The organism is Isoptericola sp. MSGPD8_1_ISO-PGPR-S23-394 (assembly GCF_058072785.1).
Genome location: NZ_CM176517.1, coordinates 3,067,777 through 3,086,462 on the forward strand (window position 1 = coordinate 3,067,777; position 18,686 = coordinate 3,086,462).

The following is an 18,686-nucleotide window of genomic DNA, read 5'->3' on the forward strand; positions in this document are numbered from 1 at the left end:
TGCCGAACTGCCTGTCAGACCCAGTCGAACCCGCCGCGCCGCCACTCGTAGACGAACGGCACGGTGATCAGCACCAGGAAGATGAGCATCGCCGCCAGCCCGAACCCGGCCAGGACGGCGAAGTCCACCGCCCACGGGTAGAGGAAGACCACCTCGATGTCGAAGACGATGAACGTCATGGCCACCAGGTAGTACTTGATGGGCAGACGACCGCCGCCCATCGCGTGGGGGGTCGGCTCGATGCCGCACTCGTAGGCGTCGAGCTTGGCGCGGTTGTAGCGCTTCGGACCGATGACGGCGCTCGCCGCCACGCCGCCCAGGGCGAGCACGGCCGCGATCCCCATGAGGACCAGCACCGGGACGTACGGGTTGCTCATCGGATCTCCTCGCCTGGATCGATCACGTCGGTGTCACTCCCTCGTGCCACGTCGGTCCTCATGCCCAGCTCCTCCACGAGAGCTCTGCGGTGCCTCGCACCGGCACACCTCGTCCCTCGGCGTCCCTGCGCGAGGACTCCTCGACCTCACGCACGGGGCACCACCCTGGTGAGCCCCGCGATGACCCGGTCGACCCAGTCACCGCCACGGGGCTCGTAGCAGTCCGAGAGCAGCTTGAGGACGAACTGCATGACCACCCGGCGCGGCAGCCCGTGCCGCACGCACAGCCGCATCACTGCGGGGTGCTCGATGAGCCGCACGAACCAGCGCCCGAGCGTGTAGTACCCGCCCAGGTCGTCGCGCATCCGGTCGGCGTACGTGGCCAGGGTGCGCTCGCGGGCGTCGTCGGTGATCCGGGTGCGGGCCTGCGCGATCGCGTCGGCCGCGACGCGGCCCGCCTGCAGCGCGTAGGCGATGCCCTCGCCGTTGAACGGGCTGACCATGCCGGCGGAGTCGCCGACCAGCAGCGCGCCGGCCGAGTACATCGGCGACCGGTTGAAGCCCATCGGCAGCGCGGCGCCGCGGACGGGGCCCACCTGGTTCTCCTCGGTGAAGCCCCACTCCGCCGGCGTGTTGCGCATCCACGCGGCCATGAGCGCGCGGTAGTCGTGCCCGGTCGCGGACTGCCGCGCGGGCGTCGAGCTCACCGAGCCCAGCCCGACGTTCGCGGTGCCGTCCCCGAGCGCGAAGATCCAGCCGTAGCCGGGAAGCAGGTTCGACTCCCCCGGCACGCCGTCCCACAGCTCGAGGTGGGACTCCATGAAGGCGTCCTCGTGGCGCGTGGTCGCGCCTCCGGACTGCTCCGTACGGAAGTAGGTGCGCACGGCGGTGCCCATCGGGCGATCGTCGCGGCGGGTGATGCCGAGCGTCGTCGCGAACCGGGAGGACACGCCGTCGGCGGCGACGACGACGGGGGCGCGGTAGGTCGTCGCAGGACCGTCGGCACGGCCGCGGCCGTCGAGCGGCTGCGCCGCCACCCCGACCACCCGGCCCGTGACGTCGTCCGTCAGCGCACCGGCGACGCGGGTGCGCTCGACGAGCTTGGCGCCCGAGGCCTGGGCGTGCTGGACCAGGCGGTGGTCGAGCGACATGCGCGACCGCGCCATCCCGTAGCCCGGGTACGTCGTGAGCTCGGGCCAGGCGAGCTCCCAGGACCGTCCGCCGGCGACCACCCGCAGGCCCTCGTTGCGGATCCAGCCGTCGTCGGCGCGGGTGTCGACGCCCATCCGGGCGAGCTCGGCCACGGCGCGCGGCGTCAGACCGTCGCCGCAGACCTTGTCGCGAGGGAAGGACGCCTTGTCGAGGAGCAGCACGTCCAGGCCCGCCGAGGCGCACCAGTGCGCGGTCGAGGCACCGGCCGGGCCGGCGCCGACGACGATCACGTCGGCGTCGTCGCGATGCGATGCACGCACTGCCTCACCTCCCTGACGAGAGACCCCGACTCCGTTGCCGGGGACGTCTTGTGAACTCAGTCACAACGTTCAGCCGTCACTCTAGTCACGTTCCTCGGCAGATGTGTAGGAAGGCAACCCTTCCCTGGCGTGCAGGGTGGCGTCGGGCCAGGTGGCGGCATACGGTCGAACCGCATCCGCGCACCGTTCCACCCGCATCTGCCACAGGAGGCACCGCACCATGAAGGCAACCACCGCGCTGGTCATCGGCGCCGCGCTGGGCTACTTCCTCGGCACGGAGAAGGGCCGCTCGACCCTCGACCAGGCCAAGGGATGGGCCACCGAGACCTGGAACGACCCCCGTGTCCAGGAGAAGGTCGCGGAGTTCAGCAAGAGCTGACCCCGCCCCGCGCGTCCCGGCCCGCCCGTCCACGGGCGCTGCGCTCCACGTCGGGCCGGGCGACCGTGGACGGGGCAGACCGGGACGCGCGACGGGTCAGGCGGGCCGAGTTCCTCGGTGCAGGGCCACGATGCCGCCCGAGAGGTTCCGGTAGCCGACCCGCGACCAGCCAGCCCCCACCATCAGCCGGCCCAGCGCCTCCTGGTCGGGCCAGGCCCGGATCGACTCGGCGAGGTACTCGTACGAGCCCTTGTCGCGCGTGACGGCCGCGGCCACGGGGGGCAGCGCGCGCATCAGGTACTCCATGTAGACGGTGCGGAACGGCGCCCACGTGGGGTGCGAGAACTCGCAGATCACCACGCGCCCGCCCGGCCGCACCACCCGCAGCATCTCGGCCAGCGCCCCCGCGGTGTCGACGACGTTGCGCAGCCCGAAGCTGATCGTCACCGCGTCGAAGGCGCCGTCGGCGAACGGCAGCCGGGTAGCGTCCCCCGCCACGAACGGCAGGTCCGCGCTGCGTTCCTTGCCGACCCGCAGCATGCCCAGCGAGAAGTCGGAGGGCACGACGACGGCGCCCGCGTCCGCGAACGGCTCGCTCGACGTCCCGGTCCCCGCGGCCAGGTCGAGCACCTTCTCCCCCGGCCCCGCCCCGACCGCCGCCACGGTGGCTCGGCGCCAGCGGCGGTCCTGGCCGAGCGAGATGAGGTCGTTCGTCAGGTCGTACCGCCGGGCGATCCCGTCGAACATCGACGCGACCTCGGCAGGGTTCTTCTCCAGGCTGGCGCGGGACATGGGCCACATCGTCCCACGACGACGCTGACGCCGTCGGCGACCGGCCCGCCCGGCCGGGCACCCGCGCCAGCCGGTCACCGTGCGCGGCGTATCCTGGGACCGATGTCCGCCACGCCCTACCCGGCGCCGGTCCCGCCGTCGGGCGCGTCCTCCGGCAGCCACGCGCAGGCCCCCGAGCCGCAGCCGCTCGTCGTGCGCACCACCCGCGTCGACCGCCTGCCCGCCGACCTCACCGCGCTGGTCGACCTCCTTCCCGACACCCGTCCCCTGACGTGGGTGCGCCGCGGCGACGGGATCGTGGGCTGGGGCGAGGTGCTCCGCCTCGACACCTTCGGGCCGGGCCGGTTCGCCGACGCGGAGGCGGCCTGGCGCGCGACGCTCGACCACGCCGTCGTGCGCGACGAGGTGGGGCTGCCCGGCACCGGGCCCGTCGCGTTCGGCACCTTCGCGTTCGACGACGGCGGCACCGGCGACCACTTCGGCGGCGCCCGCCCGGAGGGCACGTTGGTGGTGCCCCGTGTGGCCGTCGGACGGCGCGGCGACGTGTGCTGGATGACGACGATCTCCCGCGCCGACCAGCTCGACGCGCCGGGCTCCGAGGCCCTCGCGCGCGCGACGCGCGCCCCGGTCGGCGACCCGGGACGGGTGACCCTGTCCGACGGCGCGGTGGCCGCCCGCGACTGGCCCGCCGTCGTCGCCGAGGGGGTGGAGCGCATCCAGGCGGGCGAGCTCGAGAAGGTCGTCCTGGCGCGCGAGGTGCTCGCGACGACCGAACGGCCGGTCGACCCCCGCTGGGTCCTCGCGCGGCTCGCCGAGGCCTACGCCTCGTGCTGGACCTTCTCCGTGGCCGGGATGGTCGGGGCCACGCCGGAGCTGCTGCTGCGCAGCGAGAAGGGGTTGGTGACGTCGCGGGTGCTGGCCGGCACCATCCGCCGGGAACCGGGCATGAGCGACGACGACGCGCTGCTGCACGCGGCTCAGCTCGCCCGGTCCTCCAAGGACCTCGAGGAGCACGAGTTCGCGGTGCGCTCGGTCGCCCACGCCCTGGAACCGTTCTGCTCGTCGATGAACGTCCCGGACGCGCCCTTCGTGCTGCACCTGCCCAACGTCATGCACCTCGCGTCCGACGTCACGGCGGTGCTCGACCCCGCGACCCACGCCAGCTCGCTGACGCTCGCCGCGGCGCTGCACCCCTCGGCCGCGGTGTGCGGGACCCCGACGACGGCGGCCAGGGACCTCATCCGCGAGATCGAGGGGATCGACCGCTCACGGTACGCCGGGCCGGTCGGGTGGGTCGGGGCCGACGGCGACGGCGAGTGGGGCATCGCGCTGCGGTCCGCGGAGCTCGGTGACGACCCGCGCCACGTGCGGCTCTTCGCGGGCTGCGGCATCGTCGCGGCGTCGGACCCGCAGGCCGAGCTGGCCGAGTCGGAGGCGAAGCTGGTCCCCATGCGATGGGCCCTCGGCGCCTGAGGCGGAGGTGCAGCGGAGGGTGCGGCGGCGAGGTACGAGCCGACTCGCCCGCAGCGCAACCGCAGCCTCCGGCGCGCACCAGCACCCCTGAGGCGGAGGTGCAGCGGAGGGTGCGGCGGCGAGGTACGAGCCGACTCGCCCGCAGCGCAACCGCAGCCTCCGGCGCGCACGCATGACGCGGCCGGGTCGGCACTGTGCCGACCCAGCCGCGATCGGCCGGACCGAGGAGGCCCGGCCCGGTCCCGCGGCAGCGACGGACGAAGGGGGACACCGGTGCGCCGCGGGAGGGTGGGGGTCAGTCGCCGAACAGCTCGTGCAACCAGCCCGGGATGTTGTCGGGCTGCGTCGGGTCGGAGGACGAGTCGTCCTGCCCGTCCTGGCTGCCCTGGCCGTCCTGCGGGCCCTGGCCGTCCTGGGGGCCGCCCTGCTCCGGGGCCTGGGAGCCCTGCGAGCCCGTGGTCTCCTCGCGGACGGCGAGGGTCACGTCGGCGGTCTGGGTCTGCCCGTCCCGCACGTACGTGATCGTGGCCTGCTCGCCGGCGGACCGTTCGCGCACGTAGGCCGTGAGCGACTCTGCGCCGTTGACGGCGTCGTCGTCGATGGCCACGATGACGTCGCCGGACTGCAGGCCGGCCTCGGCGGCGGGCGAGCCGTCCGTGACCTGGCCGATCTCGGCCCCGCGGCGCGTCACGCCGTCGGCCTCCGCGGCGGCGTCCCCGAGGGAGACGCCGAGGAACGCGTGCTCGGCCGTCCCGTCCTCGACGAGCTGCTCGGCGACGTCGGTCCCGAGGTTCACGGGGATCGCGAACCCGAGACCGATCGAGCCGGACTGCCCACCGCCGGAGAGCGTGGCGATGGACGACGTGATGCCCACGACGCGGCCCTGGGCGTCGAACAGCGGCCCGCCGGAGTTGCCGGGGTTGATGGCGGCGTCGATCTGGATCGCGTTGGTGACCACGACCTCGCCGGAGTCGTCGCCCGAGGCGGCCACGGGCCGGTCCAGGGCGGAGACGATCCCGGTGGTCGCCGTGTTCGCCAGCCCGAGCGGGTTGCCCACCGCGAGGACCGAGTCGCCCACCTGCACAGCGTCGGAGTCGCCGAAGGTGGCAGGCTCCAGGTCGTCCGGGGCGTCGTCGAGCTGCACGACGGCGAGGTCGGTGGTCGGGTCCGTGCCCACGATCGACGCCTCGTAGAGGCGGCCGTCGCTGAGGGTGACCTGGACGGCGCCGTCGGCGGCCCCGGACACGACGTGGTTGTTCGTGAGGATGTGCCCCTCGGCGTCGAGGACGACGCCGGAGCCCTCGGACCCGCCACCCTGCCCGCCGGCCTGCCCGGCAACCTGGATGGCGACGACGGACGGCGCGACGGCCGCGGTGACCGCCTGCCAGTCGGGGTTCTGGTCGGACGAGCTCGCGACGGGAGCGGTGGTGCTCTGCTCGGGCGTGCCGACGTCCGCGAGCGACGAGGCGTCGTCCCCGGCCAGGGGGCCGGTGAGCGCGTAGGTCGCGCCGCTCGCCAGGACCGCGGCACCGGCCGCGGCGGCGACGACCGGGACCCACACCCCGCGCTGACGCTGCGGGCGCTGCTCCGCGGCTCCGTACGGTGCCGGCGGCTGCTGCGGGTAGGCGCCGGGGTACGACGACGGCGCTCCGGTCGCGGTGGGTGCCTGCGGGCCGCCCTGGGACGACGGTGCGGCCGTCCGCTGCTGCTCCGGCGGCACGGGTGCCGTCGGCTGCGCGGGCGCCGTCGGGTGCGCGAACTGCGCGGGCTGGGCCTGCTGGACGGGCGGCAACGGCACGGTCGGGTGCTCGACCGGGTGCTCGTCGTTCGACGGGTTCTGCGGTGACGTGTTGTCGGTGCTCATGTGCCCTCTCCTCGATGTCCTGGCACCAGACAACACCCTTACCCTGGGGCACCCCTTGGGCGAACCTGTGAATCGCCTGAGACGTGCGCGCTCAGGTGCCGACCGAGGCCGTCAGAGGCTCGCGCCGCCGACCACCGCGGCGTGGATGCGCCCCGTGAGGTCGCGCGACTCGCTGAGCCGGTCGGCGCGCGGCACGTGCACCTCCACGACCCGCACCCCGTGCGAGGGTCCGGCCAGCGCGTGCCGCAGCGAGGAGACGTCCTCGACGAGCTGGTGGTCGACGCCGTACCCGGCGCAGAGCGTGGCCAGGTTCGCCCCGTGCGGGGTCCCGAAGACGCGCTCGAAGGTCGCGGCCGCCGTCGGCCCCGTCGCCGCGAGCGCCCCGTGCTCCAACGTCGCGAAGATCGAGCCGCCGTCGTCGTTGACCACGACCACGTCGAGGTCGACGGCGGGCTCGCCCGGGCCTCGCAGCAGCCCGCCGACGTCGTGCAGGAACGTCAGGTCTCCGACGAGGGCACGGGTGCGGCGCCCGGTGCGCGCGGCGCCGACCGCGACGCCCGCGGCGGTGGACAGGGTGCCGTCGATGCCCGCCAGGCCCCGGTTCGCCAGGACCAGCGGCGACGACTCGGTCCGCAGGCCGAGCACGAGGTCGACGTCGCGGACCGGGTTCGAGGCCCCGACCACCAGCACGTCGTGCGGGGCGGAGACCGTGACGACGGCGCGGGCGACCGCGAGCGCCGCGTGGGGGGCGGTGAGCAGCCCGTCCGCCACGGCCTCGTCGCACGTCGCCGCGTCGACGACGGCGGCCGCGGCGTCGCTGGCCGCGCGCCATCGGGTACGGAAGGCCCCGCCGTCGGCCGGTCCGGTGGGCACGAACCACCGCTCGTGCAGCGACTCGACGACGCGGCGCGCGTTGCGGGCGGCGTCCGGCCAGGGGCCGCCCCCGGGGGCGACGACGGTGACCGCGACGTCGGGCCGGGCGAGCAGCCGCTGCACCGGGCGGGACAGGGTGGGGTGCCCCAGGACGACGACGTGCTCGACGTCGTCGGCCAGGTCGTCAGCCCCGAGCACCGAGCGGTGCGCGACGACGGCGAGCGGTCCGCCGGTGCTGCCCGAGGAGGGTTCGGCGAGCAGCGGCCAGCCCTGCGCCTCGGCGAGCCGCCGGGCGTCCGGTCCGGCGCCGTCCCCCGCGACCACGAGGGTGCGGGACGGGTGCCCGGGCAGGGCCGGGTCGGCCCCCGGGCCGGCGGCGGGCGGCACGACGTCGACCGCCCCCCACGAGTTGTCAGACTCTCCCCGAGGTATGCGTCGCCCCCGTTCTGACAGCTCGGGGGTCGCGCGAGCTGTCAGACTCTCCGCGAGGTTGGCACCGCCCACGTCCTGACAGCTCGGGGGGTGCAGCGGGTCGCGGTAGGCCAGGTTGAGGTGGACAGGGCCCGGGTACCGGTCGCGCAGCCCGCGGGCGGCAGCCAGCACCCGGCGAGCCGTGGCGAGCAGGTCGCGAACCTCCCCGGGGCGGCCGTCCGGGGCAGGGACGTCGACGGCGGCGCGCACCGCGGTCCCGAAGATCCCCACCTGGTCGGTGGTCTGGGACGCGCCGGTCCCGCGCAGCTCGTGCGGCCGGTCGGCGGTCAGCACGACCAGCGGCAGCCGGGCGTGGTGCGCCTCGAGGACCGCCGGGTGCAGGTTCGCCACCGCGGTGCCCGACGTCGTCACGACAACGACAGGTCGCGGCGCGGCGGGGGCGCCGCCGTCGTCCACGGGACCGACGGCCGACCCGCGGGACAGGCCGAGCGCCAGGAAGCCGGCCGAACGCTCGTCGATCCGCACGTGCAGGACGAGGTCGCCGCGCGCGTCCGCCTCGGCCAGGGCGTACGCCAGCGGGGCGGAGCGCGAGCCGGGTGCCAGCACGACGTCGCCCACGCCCTGGGCGACGAGGTCGGCGACCAGCGCACGCGCCGCGTCCACGGCCGGGCTCGCGTCCGACGGCGGCACGGCGGTCATGCGGCCCGCCCCGCGTCCAGCAGGGCGGTCAACCGGTCGTGGCGGGCGAACCACCTCTCGCGCAGCTCGGGCGACGCCGCGGCAGCCGACAGGGCCTGCGCCTGCGGGGCGGCGCGACCCACCGGCAGGCTGCCGCCCACGGGCAGGAGCGGGACGTCGGTGACGTCGCGGACGAGGAGCTGGGAGGTCGCGAGCCCGCAGGCGTGCGGCAGCTCGGGCAGGGCGGCGGCGAGCGCCACGCCGGCCGCGAGCCCCACGGACGACTCGATCGCCGAGGACACGACGACCGGCAGCCCGACCTGCTCGGCGAGCTCCAGGCAGGCCCGGACGCCGCCGAGCGGCTGCACCTTGAGGACCACGACGTCGGCGGCCTCCTCGCGGACCACCCGCAGCGGGTCGGCGGCACGGCGGATCGACTCGTCGGCCGCGACGGGCACGTCGGTGCCGCGGCGGACCGCCGCCAGCTCGGCGACCGTCGCGCACGGCTGCTCGACGTACTCGAGCCCGCGGGCCGCGGCGTCCAGCAACGGGATGCGGTGCAGCGCCTCGTCGAGCGACCAGGAGCCGTTCGCGTCGACGCGGATCGCGGCGTCGGGCATCCCGGCCTCGTCGAAGGCGGCCCGCACGGCCTCGAGGCGGGCGATCTCCGCACCGACGGGCTCGACCGGACCCGGCCCGGCACCGGCAGAGCGCTGCGCGACCTTGACCTTGGCCGTGCGGCAGCCACCGGAGGCGAGCACGATCTCGCGGGCGCGCTCCGGTTCGACGGCCGGCACGGTGACGTTCACCGGCACACGGTCACGGACGGGCACGGGGAACGGGTGGTCCGCCGCCTCCCGGGCAGCGCGCAGCCACGCGGCCGACTCGGCGTCGTCGTACTCCCAGAAGGGGCTCAGCTCGCCCCAGCCGGCCTCGCCGCGCAGGAGCACGCCGTCGCGGACGTCGAGGTGGCGGAACCGGGTGCGCAGCGGGGACGACCAGGCGAACCGGTCCTGTCTCGTCGCGGAGAGGGTGGCAGGCACGTCCTCAGGGTAGGACGAGCGGGCCGGGCCGCGCGGCCGGTGCCGCACAGGTCCCTCCGTCAGTCCGTGAACTCCTCGGGCGGCGTGCGGTACGTCCAGCGGTTCCCGCGCGCCGTCGTCACCGGGACCGACTGCGTGGCGGCGGTCGCACGGCGCAAGGAGGCGGCGTCGTAGGCGATGAGCTCGTCGACGACCTCGTCCGGGTCGGCGACCTCGGTGTCTCGAGGTGGCATCGTGTTCATGCCTCCATGGTGCCTCCCGCATGTGCAGATCTTCAGGACGACGCGCGCGGATGCTCGGCACGCCCTGCAAGAGCTTGGAGTGCCGAGGGCGCCGCGCCCCGCCCCGTTCCTGAACGGGACCTGATCATCCGGTCGACCCGCTCCCAGGTTCGTGTGACTACGGTCGGTCGACCAGCACCCATCACGAGGAGTGACCATGTCGATCAAGCGCCCGCTCGTCGCGCTCTCCGTGGCCGCGGTCGTCGCGCTCGCCGGCTGCACGTCCGAGACCGACGACCAGAATCCTGAGAGCAGCCCGAGCGCCAGCCCGAGCGCCGGGGCGCCCGAGACCGGCGCCGGCGTGCCCGAGGCCGACCTGGAGGACGTGCCCGACGTCGTCGCCGAGGTCAACGGCGAGAAGGTCGAGCGTGAGGAGTTCGTCACCACCTACGAGGGTCAGCTGCAGCAGGCGGCGATGTCCCAGCAGAGCACCGGCCAGGAGGTCGACCAGGACACCCTCAAGAAGCAGGTCGTCGAGCAGCTGGTGGGCAACCGGCTGCTGACGCAGGCGGCCGACCAGTCCGGCATCGAGGCGACCGAGGAGGACGTCCAGACCACACTCGACGGCATCGCGACGCAGAACGGGATGCAGTCCGCGGACGAGGTGATCGCCGCTCTCGGCGAGCAGGGCATCTCGGAGGACGAGGTGCGTTCGGACGCGGCCTCGCAGTTCGAGGTCAACGCCTACATCGAGGCCGAGGCGGACGTCGAGGAACCGAGCGAGGACGAGCTGCGCGAGCAGTACGACACGATCGTCGGGCAGATGGAGTCCCAGGGTGGCGACGGTGCCTCGCAGGCCGAGATCCCGCCCTTCGAGGACGTCCGCGACCAGCTGGCCCAGCAGGCGATGGGCGAGCAGCAGAGCGCGGCGGTCGACAAGATCGTGGCCACGCTCCGTGACGAGGGTGACGTGACCATCCACCTGTGAGGCGGACCCTGTGGGCAGGCAGGTCAGACACCGAGCATTCCCAGAGGGACGACGACCGTGGAGCAGTGCTCGCAACGACATCGCACCGCTCGACTCTGCCATTCGTCCAGGAGATGCGGTGTCGCGCCGGCCATGACGAGCCGTGGATCTCCGTCGAGGGCCGCGCGCGGCGTCGTCGTTCTGGAGGTAGACAGCACTCGCGGCGTGCTTGCAGGCCATCCAGGCTGCCTTCTGCAGAGGTTCTGGACGTCACTCTGCAGACAGGGACCGGAGCGGCCGACAGCCCGTGGAGCGCACTACGCTGGCTCGCGTGAGCAACAGCGACCTCCCCGCACCCGTCTCCGAGACGTTCGACGCCGCCCGCTGGCGCACGGTCGCCGGGTTCGACGACCTGACGGACCTCACGTACCACCGGGGCGTGGAGCGCGACACAGGGGGCGCCGTCGTGCGCGACCTGCCGGTCGTCCGGGTCGCGTTCGACCGTCCCGAGGTGCGCAACGCATTCCGCCCGCACACCGTCGACGAGCTGTACCGGGTGCTCGACCACGCACGCATGACGTCCGACGTCGGGACCGTGCTCCTCACCGGCAACGGGCCGTCCCCCAAGGATGGCGGGTGGGCTTTCTGCTCCGGCGGGGACCAGCGCATCCGGGGGCGCTCCGGCTACCAGTACACGACGCCCGACGACGCGGGCCGCCTCGGTGACGAGGCCGACGCCGTGGACCCGGCCCGCGCCGGGCGGCTGCACATCCTGGAGGTGCAGCGCCTCATCCGCACCATGCCCAAGGTGGTGATCGCCGTCGTCGACGGCTGGGCCGCCGGGGGCGGGCACTCGCTGCACGTGGTGGCCGACCTGTCGATCGCGTGCCGCCAGCACGGGAAGTTCAAGCAGACGGACGCCGACGTCGGGTCGTTCGACGGCGGGTACGGGTCCGCCTACCTGGCGCGCCAGGTCGGGCAGAAGCGGGCGCGGGAGATCTTCTTCCTCGCCCGGGAGTACTCGGCGGACGACGCCGAGAGCTGGGGCGGCGTCAACGAGGTCGCCGACCACGAAGGGCTGGAGGACCTCGCGGTGGAGTACGCCCGGACCATCGCCGGGAAGTCGCCGCAGGCCGTCCGGATGCTGAAGTTCGCGTTCAACCTCGCCGACGACGGGCTCATGGGCCAGCAGGTGTTCGCCGGGGAGGCGACCCGCCTGGCGTACATGACGGACGAGGCCGTCGAGGGTCGCGACGCGTTCCTCGCCAAGCGCGACCCCGACTGGTCGGGCTTCCCGTACGCCTACTGACGGCCCCCCGCGTGGCGACGCCGCCGGCGGTTCACCGCGAGACCGCGTACGACCCCGTGGCCTGCGGCAGCAGACCGATCCACGTGCTGCCCGGCTCCAGCTCGACCGCCTCGCCGCCGGCCGTCAGCTCGATCGGGTCGCCGAGCGCGCCCTTGGACCACTTGACCTTGATCGCGCTGCCCGCGCTCGCCACCACACCGGAACCGGAGGAGTCGACGAGCTTCGTCTCGGGCACCGCCGCGCCGGACGGGTCCTTGTAGGAGGTGTCGACGACCTCCGTCTCGAGCACGACCACGTTGGTCGCCGCGTGCTGGTCCCCCGACGTCGACATCGACGCGCTGGTGCCCTCGCTGCGCAGCCAGGTCTCCGAGTCCTCGTCCCACGCCCACCCGGTGGTCTGCATGCGGGACATGACGACCTCCAGACCGGCGGCCGGCTTCCCGTCGGTCTCCGCGGTGCTCTCGCCCGGCTCGTCCGCGAACACGAACTGCTCCGGCGGCGGGACCGTCCGCTCGCCGTCGGCCTGGGCCAAGAAGGCTTCCGGGTCGCCGATCACGTTGTGCGGGGCGTACCGGTTCGGGTCACGGCTGAACCCGGCATCACCGGCGTCCATGATCACCGACTGCGTGCCGGCGTCGTTCACCGCGTCGATGAACGGTGGCTGGGCGCCGGAGTAGGCGAGGATGCCGTCCAGCGGGGCGACGATCGCCGGGTCCATCGGCCGCACCGAGCGCACCGGCTCCACGGTCTCCGGGATGCTCGAGTGGTACACCGCCACGTAGCGGGTGATGCCGCCCTCGACGACCTCCTCCCAGACGATGTCGGCCTGGGTCAGCCCGGTCTGCGGCCGCGCCTCGCGCGAGTTCTCGATCTTGATCGCCAGCGCCGGGCGGTCCGCGACCTCGTCCGCCTCGACGCCGGTCAGCGGCCACACCGTCGGCACCTCCGGCGTGGGTGGCGACGCCTTCTGGGCGCCGTCGACGGCAGCCGGGACGGTCGTCGTCGGCGCGGGGGCCGGTTCCTCCGCGCTGCAGGCGGCCAGGAGCAGGGCGGTCCCGAGGAGCGCGCCGGGCGCCGCCAGCCGCGTCAACCGTGCGGTCATCAGTCCTCCAACGGTGTGTTCTGCCGCACACGGTACGTGACGGTGCAGGCCGACGAGCGGAGCCTGGCCGTCCGCCCGACGCCGCGCTCCCGGCGCGGCCTATCGTGAGTCCGGTGAGCACCGACCTTGTCGGCGCAGCCCGTCGCATCCCAAGCACTGAGTGTCACCTGGCCCTGGTGAACAGGCTGCGCTCGGGCCCGGTCGAGGACCGCGCCACGCGGTCCTCGGTCGCACGCCAGACGGCCAGCGCCCTGGCGGCGTGGTCGAACGCCACCAAGGAGACCACCAGAGACTTCGCTGCGGCGTCCGAGACGCTGTCGCGCTCGGCGCAGACCTACCGGCGCCCCGCGGCCGGCCAAGGCCGGTGCGGCCGCACTCTCGGGAGCCGCGATGCCGCTAGCCAGCGCAGCCCACGGCGACCGAGGCCGCGTCGCCCAGGCGGTCCTGGCCCGCCAGCTCCTGCGCCTGACCCAAGCCGTGCACGAGGCGTCCGTAGCGGGCCGGCAGGCACGCCAGGCGCGGCTCCTCGCAGAAGGCACCGCCCAGCAGGCCCCTACTGTGCAGCCACCTCCTTGCGAAGGTATACCCATTCCTCACCCGGCAGCACCTCGCGCGGCGTCGCCGTCGGGCACTGAACAGCAACAAACTTGACCGACATGTCGGGCCCGAAATCTGCAATCGTATACGCCTCTGCCTCCGAAGTGTCCAGAACATCTTCGCTGGAAGGACCCTCCGCGAACACGAACCGTGCTGATATCTTCGGGACATCCCTGTCGACGGCAAGAGCGACGGCGCGAAGATTGGGCGTAACCAGATCCCACAGAGACCTCTGAATGGATAGGAGCGCTCGAATCCTGAAGTCCAGGCTCTCCATCAACGCATCTCCTCGCTCGACTCGGGACTACATGAACGCCAACTCTTGATGTAATGCAGGACCTCAACTGTGGCGAGATGTGGCCCGCCGGACGAATTCGGATATACATCGTTCACTCCCGCCCGCACCGGGTGCCGCGGGCCGGGACGCGGCATGATCGACCAACCTCACCTGCCCGTGAAACCGGAGCAGGCCCCCAAGAGCCCTCAACCGCTACTCCTACTTCCACGGTCCGAACTAGCGAACAACCCCCATTCGCCACGCACTACCGTCCTTCAAGTACATTCGCGCAAGCACTCGTCGCGACACCTCGAACGACACTCCGAACAGTGCCGGCAAGAAGACAAACCAAAGCCAGGAAGCAACCGTCCATATGAGCACGCCTCCGACAACCGTGATGATCGCCGAGGTGGCGAGCAAGAATCCCACGCCAAGCTGCGTTCGTGTCGCCGCGATGCCTACGCCCACTTTCGATCCAAGAGGCACACGAGACCCAACGGAAAACACCAAGAACTTGCGACATACAGGAACACAACAAGACCGCCAAGCTCGAGTTTCCCCATCATGTCAAGCACCGCGAGCAGCGAGCCGAAAATGGGTACACCCCAGACCGACGGCCAGAATAAGGCAAATATACTGGTGCGTGGAACAGTTCTAGTCATTGACTTGCGATCACCCCATTGTGCTACTCATCGTGGACACCTCCGTCCGACGAATGGGCAAGAACTTATCCAGAATTCCGTGCCCAGCACAACCTGCACTGGCAGGAACCTGAACTCGCCGGAGCAGGCAGGCCCGCCAGAGACCGCTCGGGCGTGCTGTGCGGGTGGACCAGATGGGCAGCGGCCCGGCGGCCTATCGTGAGCCGGTGAGCACTCCCGACCTGGCCGCGCTCGTCGACGACATGCGCCGTGCGCTGGACGGCGGCCCACCCGTCGCGCCGCTGCCCCGCCTCACGGCGCAGGCACCGCCGTCGGGCACCGCGTTGGTGGTGCGCACGTCCGGCTCGACGGGAGCGCCGCGCGAGGTCGCCCTGACCGCCGCGGCGCTGCGCGCCTCCGCCGCCGCGACCCGCGAGCGCCTCGGTGCCGCCGGTCGCTGGGTGCTGACCCTGCCCCCCACGCACGTCGCCGGGATGCAGGTGATCGTCCGCGCGCTGCTGGCCGGCACCCCGTTGACCGTCGCCCCCGAGGGCCGCTTCACGCCCGCGGGGCTCGCCGACCTGCTCGCCGCCCCGCTGGCCACCGGCGACCCCGTGCACGTCTCCCTCGTGCCGACGCAGCTGCACCGCGTGGTCGAGGCCGCCGACGGCGGTGCACCGGCCGCGCTGGAGGCGCTGGCCCGCTGTGGTGCGGTGCTGCTCGGCGGGGCCGCGACACCGCCCTTGCTGCTGGACCGCGCCCGGGACGCCGGCGTGCCGGCCGTCCGCACCTACGGCATGTCGGAGACCGCCGGCGGGTGCGTGTACGACGGTGTGCCGCTGCCGGGCGTACGGGCCCGGCTCGCTCCCCCCTCCGAGGTGTCAGAACGCGGTCGGGGTAGACCGACTGCTCGTTCTGACAGCTCGGTGGGGGTGGTGGAGCTCACGGGGCCGACGCTGGCTGCCGGCTACCTCGGTGACGACGACGCCACGGCTGCGGCGTTCCACGACGACGCGGACGGGCGCTGGTTCCGCACCAGCGACCTCGGCACGCTGACCGACGGGGTGCTGCGCGTGCTCGGCCGCGCCGACGACGTCGTGGTCACCGGCGGGGTGAACGTCGCCCCCGCGGCCGTGGAGTCCGTGCTCGGCGAGCTGCTCGGCGCCGAGGTGTGCGTCGTCGGCGTGCCCCACGAGGAGTGGGGTCAGGAGCTCGTGGCCGTACTCTCCGACCCTGTGGGTGCACGACACGCCGTCGAGACGCCCGGCGCAGCGGCGCGTCGTGCACCCACAGGGGCTGGCGCGTGGGAGGAGGCCGAGCTGGCCCGGGTGCGGTCCACCGTCGCGGATAGACTCGGCCCGGCCGCCGCGCCCCGCCGCATCCTGCGGGTGGCCGCCCTGCCGCTGCGCGGTCCCGGCAAGGTCGACCGTGCCGCCGTCGTCGACCTGGTGCGCGCCCGTACGGCGCGCGACTGAGAGGAGCACGCATGGCCACCACGGCCGACTGGGTCGCCGGAGCGCGCCCCCGGACCCTGCCCGCCGCCGCCGCACCGGTGGCGATCGGCACCGGTGCCGCCGCCCAGGTCGACGCCTTCGACTGGCTGGCCGCCGTGCTCGCGCTGGGCGTCGCCCTCGCGCTGCAGGTCGGCGTCAACTACGCGAACGACTACTCCGACGGCGTCCGTGGCACCGACCTGGACCGGGTGGGCCCGCTGCGACTCACCGCCTCCGGTATCGCGCGGCCGGGGCAGGTCAAGGCCGCCGCGTTCGGCGCGTTCGGCGTCGCGGGGGTGCTCGGGCTGGCGCTGTGCGCGGTGAGCGGGCACTGGTGGCTGATCGCCGTCGGCGCGGTGAGCATGCTCGCCGGGTGGTACTACACGGGTGGCAAGCGGCCGTACGGGTACGCGGGTCTCGGCGAGGTCGGCGTGTTCGTGTTCTTCGGGCTGGTGGCCGCCCTCGGCACGACGTACACCCAGGCGGACCGGCTCACCTGGCCCGCGGTGCTGGGCGCCGTCGGGGTGGGGCTCATCGCCTGCGCCCTGCTGATGGTCAACAACATCCGGGACATCCCCACCGACGTGGTGGCCGGCAAGCGGACGCTGGCGGTGCGCCTCGGCGACCACCGGGCCCGGCGGCTGTACGCGCTGTGGGTGGTGCTGCCGGTGCTCCTCGGGCTCGCCTGCGCGGCCTGGAACCCGTGGGCGTTCCTCGTCGCCCTGCTCCTGCTGCCCGCCGCGCTGCTCGCCGTCCCGGTGCTCGCCGGCGCACGCGGCAGGGCGCTGGTCCCGGTGCTCGCCGGCACGGGGATGTTCGAGCTCGCCTACGGTGTACTGCTCGGGCTCGGCCTGGCGCTGTAGTCCCGCCTCCCGACGTCGACCAGGAAGCTGGGCCCGGAACGGGCCGCTATTGCGGGCCCAGGTTCCTGTTCGGCGCGTCGGTGCGGCCGGGATCGTCGTCCCAGTCCTCCGCGGCGGCGTCCTCGTCGATGATCCGGCCCAGCCCCTCCTGGCCGGCGCGACGACGCTCGGCACGCTCGGCGAGCCAGCGCGCGGCCGCGTCCTTCTGCTTCGGCAGCACCAGGTAGGACACCGCGAACGCGACGACGACGGCCACCAGCACCAGGAGCCAGCTCCGCAGTCCGACCAGGTAGCCGACGCCGAGCGCGACGGCGAACAGCAGCACGCGGAGCAGGGTGTAGATCACGAGAGGCACCGTCCCAGGATACGTCCGGCACCCCGGTCGCTGGTCCGGGCGGTCCCGCCCGGACCAGCCGCGATTCGGCGCCGGTCCGTGGGCGAACTAGGCTGGAGGAATGTTCCGCGTCCTGGTCGGCCTCGCCGTCGTCGGCCTGCTGGTGTACAGCCTCGCCGACCTCTCCGCGTCCGAGGAGGAGGATCGTGCCGGCCTGCCGAAGTGGTTGTGGGTCGTCATCATCGTCCTGCTGCCGATCTTCGGCCCGATCACCTGGATCGCCACCAAGCAGTCGCGACGCCGCGGCGGATCCGGCGGACGCGGGGCTCGACCCGGCCGGGGTCCGCGCCGGCCGTCCGGCCCGGTGGCCCCGGACGACGACCCGGACTTCCTGTGGCGGCTGGAGCAGGAGAAGCGCCGCCAGCAGCGCCGCGAGGGCGGCGACGACGCGAGCTGACGCCCGGTCCCGCGAGGTGGCGCGCGCTACCTCGCGGTCCGTGAGCGCCACCTCGCGGGGGCCTGCGCTACCTCGCGGTTCGGTTCAGCTGATGCCGGAGTATGAGTGCTTGCCGTTGAAGATCAGGTTCACGCCGGTGAAGTTGAACAGCACGCAGGCGTAGCCGACCACGACGAACCACGCCGCCCGGCGCCCCGACCAGCCCCGCGTCGTGCGTGCGTGCAGGTAGGCCGCGTAGACGACCCAGATGACGAAGCTCCAGACCTCCTTGGGGTCCCAGCCCCAGTAGCGGCCCCAGGCGTCCTCCGCCCAGATCGCGCCGCCGATGATCGTGAAGGTCCACAGCACGAACCCGACCGCGTTGAGCCGGAACGACATCGACTCCAGGGCGGTCGGGCCCGGGGTGCGGTCCAGCCACCGGAAGCCCGGCCGGGTGAGGAACGGGCTGCCGGCATCGCGGGAGTCGCGCAGGAGCTGCAGCGCCGACATCACGAACGAGACGGTGAAGATGCCGGTCGCCACGATGGCGACACCGACGTGCAGCACCAGCCAGTAGTTCTGCAGCGCCGGCTGCACACCGGTCGCGGCGACGTGGAACGAGTTGAGGCCGACCACGAGGAAGAGGGCGGCGAGCCCGGTGACGAACGCCCCGAGGAACCGCACGTCGCGACGCAGGTTGAGCACGAGGAACACGGCGAGCGCGATGAACGAGCCGACCATCGTGAACTCGTACATGTTGGCCCACGGCGCCCGCCCCGCGGCGAGCCCGCGCAGGACGATCGCGGCCAGCAGCATCGCCGTCGCCAGCCAGGTGGTGGACATCGCGATCCCGGCGGCCCGACGGCGCGGCTCGGCCCCGACCGGTGCGCCGGCGGTCACGCTCGTCGTCGGCCCGGCACCGACGACCGCTCGCTCCTGCGTGCGGGCGCCGACGCGCTCGTCGGTGCGCCGGCCCAGGTCGACGGCGAACGCGATCATCGCGACGGCCAGCGCGGTCGCGGCAGCCCAGACGAGCAGGTCGCTCAGCTCGGCGATCTCCATG

General features: G+C 73.4%; 18 protein-coding genes. 7 read left to right on the forward strand and 11 right to left on the reverse strand.

The window, feature by feature from the left end; all coding sequences use genetic code 11:
* Positions 1-14: 14 nt before the first annotated feature.
* Both AC3RJ8_RS14085 and AC3RJ8_RS14090 read right to left on the reverse strand, forming a co-directional pair.
* Entirely contained in the window at positions 15-377 is a 363-nt protein-coding gene (locus AC3RJ8_RS14085) for an NADH-quinone oxidoreductase subunit A (protein ID WP_489713190.1), read from the reverse strand.
* A gap of 146 nt (positions 378-523) precedes the next feature.
* Positions 524-1,849, reverse strand: coding sequence for a geranylgeranyl reductase family protein (locus AC3RJ8_RS14090; RefSeq protein WP_489713191.1), 1,326 nt, complete (start codon positions 1,847-1,849; stop codon positions 524-526).
* Between the two features lie 220 nt (positions 1,850-2,069).
* On the opposite strand from AC3RJ8_RS14090, the gene AC3RJ8_RS14095 reads away from it, so the two are divergent.
* Positions 2,070-2,228, forward strand: a complete 159-nt coding sequence (locus AC3RJ8_RS14095) for a hypothetical protein (RefSeq protein WP_407319046.1) — start codon at positions 2,070-2,072, stop codon at positions 2,226-2,228.
* A gap of 96 nt (positions 2,229-2,324) precedes the next feature.
* On the opposite strand, the gene AC3RJ8_RS14100 is transcribed toward AC3RJ8_RS14095, so the two are convergent.
* Positions 2,325-3,020, reverse strand: a complete 696-nt coding sequence (locus AC3RJ8_RS14100) for a demethylmenaquinone methyltransferase (RefSeq protein ID WP_489713192.1) — start codon at positions 3,018-3,020, stop codon at positions 2,325-2,327.
* Positions 3,021-3,122: 102 nt separating this feature from the next.
* Here AC3RJ8_RS14100 and AC3RJ8_RS14105 point away from each other — a divergent pair, with 102 nt between their 5' ends.
* On the forward strand, positions 3,123-4,493 hold the full coding sequence (locus tag AC3RJ8_RS14105; protein WP_489713193.1) for an isochorismate synthase: 1,371 nt from the start codon (positions 3,123-3,125) through the stop codon (positions 4,491-4,493).
* A gap of 295 nt (positions 4,494-4,788) precedes the next feature.
* Here the strand turns inward: AC3RJ8_RS14105 and AC3RJ8_RS14110 are convergent, their stop codons facing one another.
* The 4 genes from AC3RJ8_RS14110 to AC3RJ8_RS14125 form a co-directional block, all read right to left on the reverse strand.
* Entirely contained in the window at positions 4,789-6,357 is a 1,569-nt protein-coding gene (locus AC3RJ8_RS14110) for a S1C family serine protease (RefSeq protein WP_489713194.1), read from the reverse strand.
* A 111-nt stretch (positions 6,358-6,468) separates the two neighbouring features.
* Positions 6,469-8,361 (reverse strand): 2-succinyl-5-enolpyruvyl-6-hydroxy-3-cyclohexene-1-carboxylic-acid synthase, encoded by a 1,893-nt coding sequence (gene menD / locus AC3RJ8_RS14115; protein WP_489713195.1) that lies wholly within the window; start codon positions 8,359-8,361, stop codon positions 6,469-6,471.
* A complete protein-coding gene (locus AC3RJ8_RS14120; protein WP_489713196.1) occupies positions 8,358-9,383 on the reverse strand; it encodes an o-succinylbenzoate synthase in 1,026 nt (341 codons plus the stop codon). Before AC3RJ8_RS14120 ends, menD begins: the two co-directional genes overlap by 4 nt.
* Positions 9,384-9,442: 59 nt before the next feature.
* Entirely contained in the window at positions 9,443-9,625 is a 183-nt protein-coding gene (locus AC3RJ8_RS14125; protein ID WP_489713197.1) for a hypothetical protein, read from the reverse strand.
* Positions 9,626-9,821: 196 nt separating this feature from the next.
* Between AC3RJ8_RS14125 and AC3RJ8_RS14130 the strand changes: the two genes are divergently transcribed.
* A complete protein-coding gene (locus AC3RJ8_RS14130; RefSeq protein WP_489713198.1) occupies positions 9,822-10,592 on the forward strand; it encodes a SurA N-terminal domain-containing protein in 771 nt (256 codons plus the stop codon).
* 310 nt (positions 10,593-10,902) lie between these two features.
* Positions 10,903-11,880 carry a 1,4-dihydroxy-2-naphthoyl-CoA synthase gene (locus AC3RJ8_RS14135; RefSeq protein ID WP_489713199.1) on the forward strand — a complete coding sequence of 326 codons (978 nt, stop codon included), beginning with the start codon at positions 10,903-10,905 and terminating at the stop codon, positions 11,878-11,880.
* A 31-nt stretch (positions 11,881-11,911) separates the two neighbouring features.
* On the opposite strand, the gene AC3RJ8_RS14140 is transcribed toward AC3RJ8_RS14135, so the two are convergent.
* Complete coding sequence (locus tag AC3RJ8_RS14140; protein WP_489713200.1) at positions 11,912-12,982, reverse strand: DUF3048 domain-containing protein; 1,071 nt, start codon at positions 12,980-12,982, stop codon at positions 11,912-11,914.
* Between the two features lie 553 nt (positions 12,983-13,535).
* Positions 13,536-13,856: a MafI2 family immunity protein gene (locus AC3RJ8_RS14145; RefSeq protein ID WP_489713201.1), complete on the reverse strand. Its 321-nt coding sequence runs from the start codon at positions 13,854-13,856 to the stop codon at positions 13,536-13,538.
* Between the two features lie 868 nt (positions 13,857-14,724).
* Here AC3RJ8_RS14145 and AC3RJ8_RS14150 point away from each other — a divergent pair.
* Both AC3RJ8_RS14150 and AC3RJ8_RS14155 read left to right on the forward strand, forming a co-directional pair.
* Entirely contained in the window at positions 14,725-15,972 is a 1,248-nt protein-coding gene (locus tag AC3RJ8_RS14150; protein WP_489713202.1) for an AMP-binding protein, read from the forward strand.
* A gap of 11 nt (positions 15,973-15,983) precedes the next feature.
* On the forward strand, positions 15,984-16,853 hold the full coding sequence (locus tag AC3RJ8_RS14155; protein WP_489713203.1) for a 1,4-dihydroxy-2-naphthoate polyprenyltransferase: 870 nt from the start codon (positions 15,984-15,986) through the stop codon (positions 16,851-16,853).
* Positions 16,854-16,899: 46 nt separating this feature from the next.
* Here the strand turns inward: AC3RJ8_RS14155 and AC3RJ8_RS14160 are convergent, their stop codons facing one another.
* Positions 16,900-17,208, reverse strand: a complete 309-nt coding sequence (locus tag AC3RJ8_RS14160; RefSeq protein WP_489713204.1) for a DUF4229 domain-containing protein — start codon at positions 17,206-17,208, stop codon at positions 16,900-16,902.
* A 100-nt stretch (positions 17,209-17,308) separates the two neighbouring features.
* Between AC3RJ8_RS14160 and AC3RJ8_RS14165 the strand changes: the two genes are divergently transcribed.
* Positions 17,309-17,644 carry a PLD nuclease N-terminal domain-containing protein gene (locus AC3RJ8_RS14165; protein WP_489713205.1) on the forward strand — a complete coding sequence of 112 codons (336 nt, stop codon included), beginning with the start codon at positions 17,309-17,311 and terminating at the stop codon, positions 17,642-17,644.
* 84 nt (positions 17,645-17,728) lie between these two features.
* On the opposite strand, the gene ccsB is transcribed toward AC3RJ8_RS14165, so the two are convergent.
* Complete coding sequence (ccsB, locus tag AC3RJ8_RS14170) at positions 17,729-18,685, reverse strand: c-type cytochrome biogenesis protein CcsB (RefSeq protein WP_489713206.1); 957 nt, start codon at positions 18,683-18,685, stop codon at positions 17,729-17,731.
* Position 18,686: the final 1 nt, after the last annotated feature.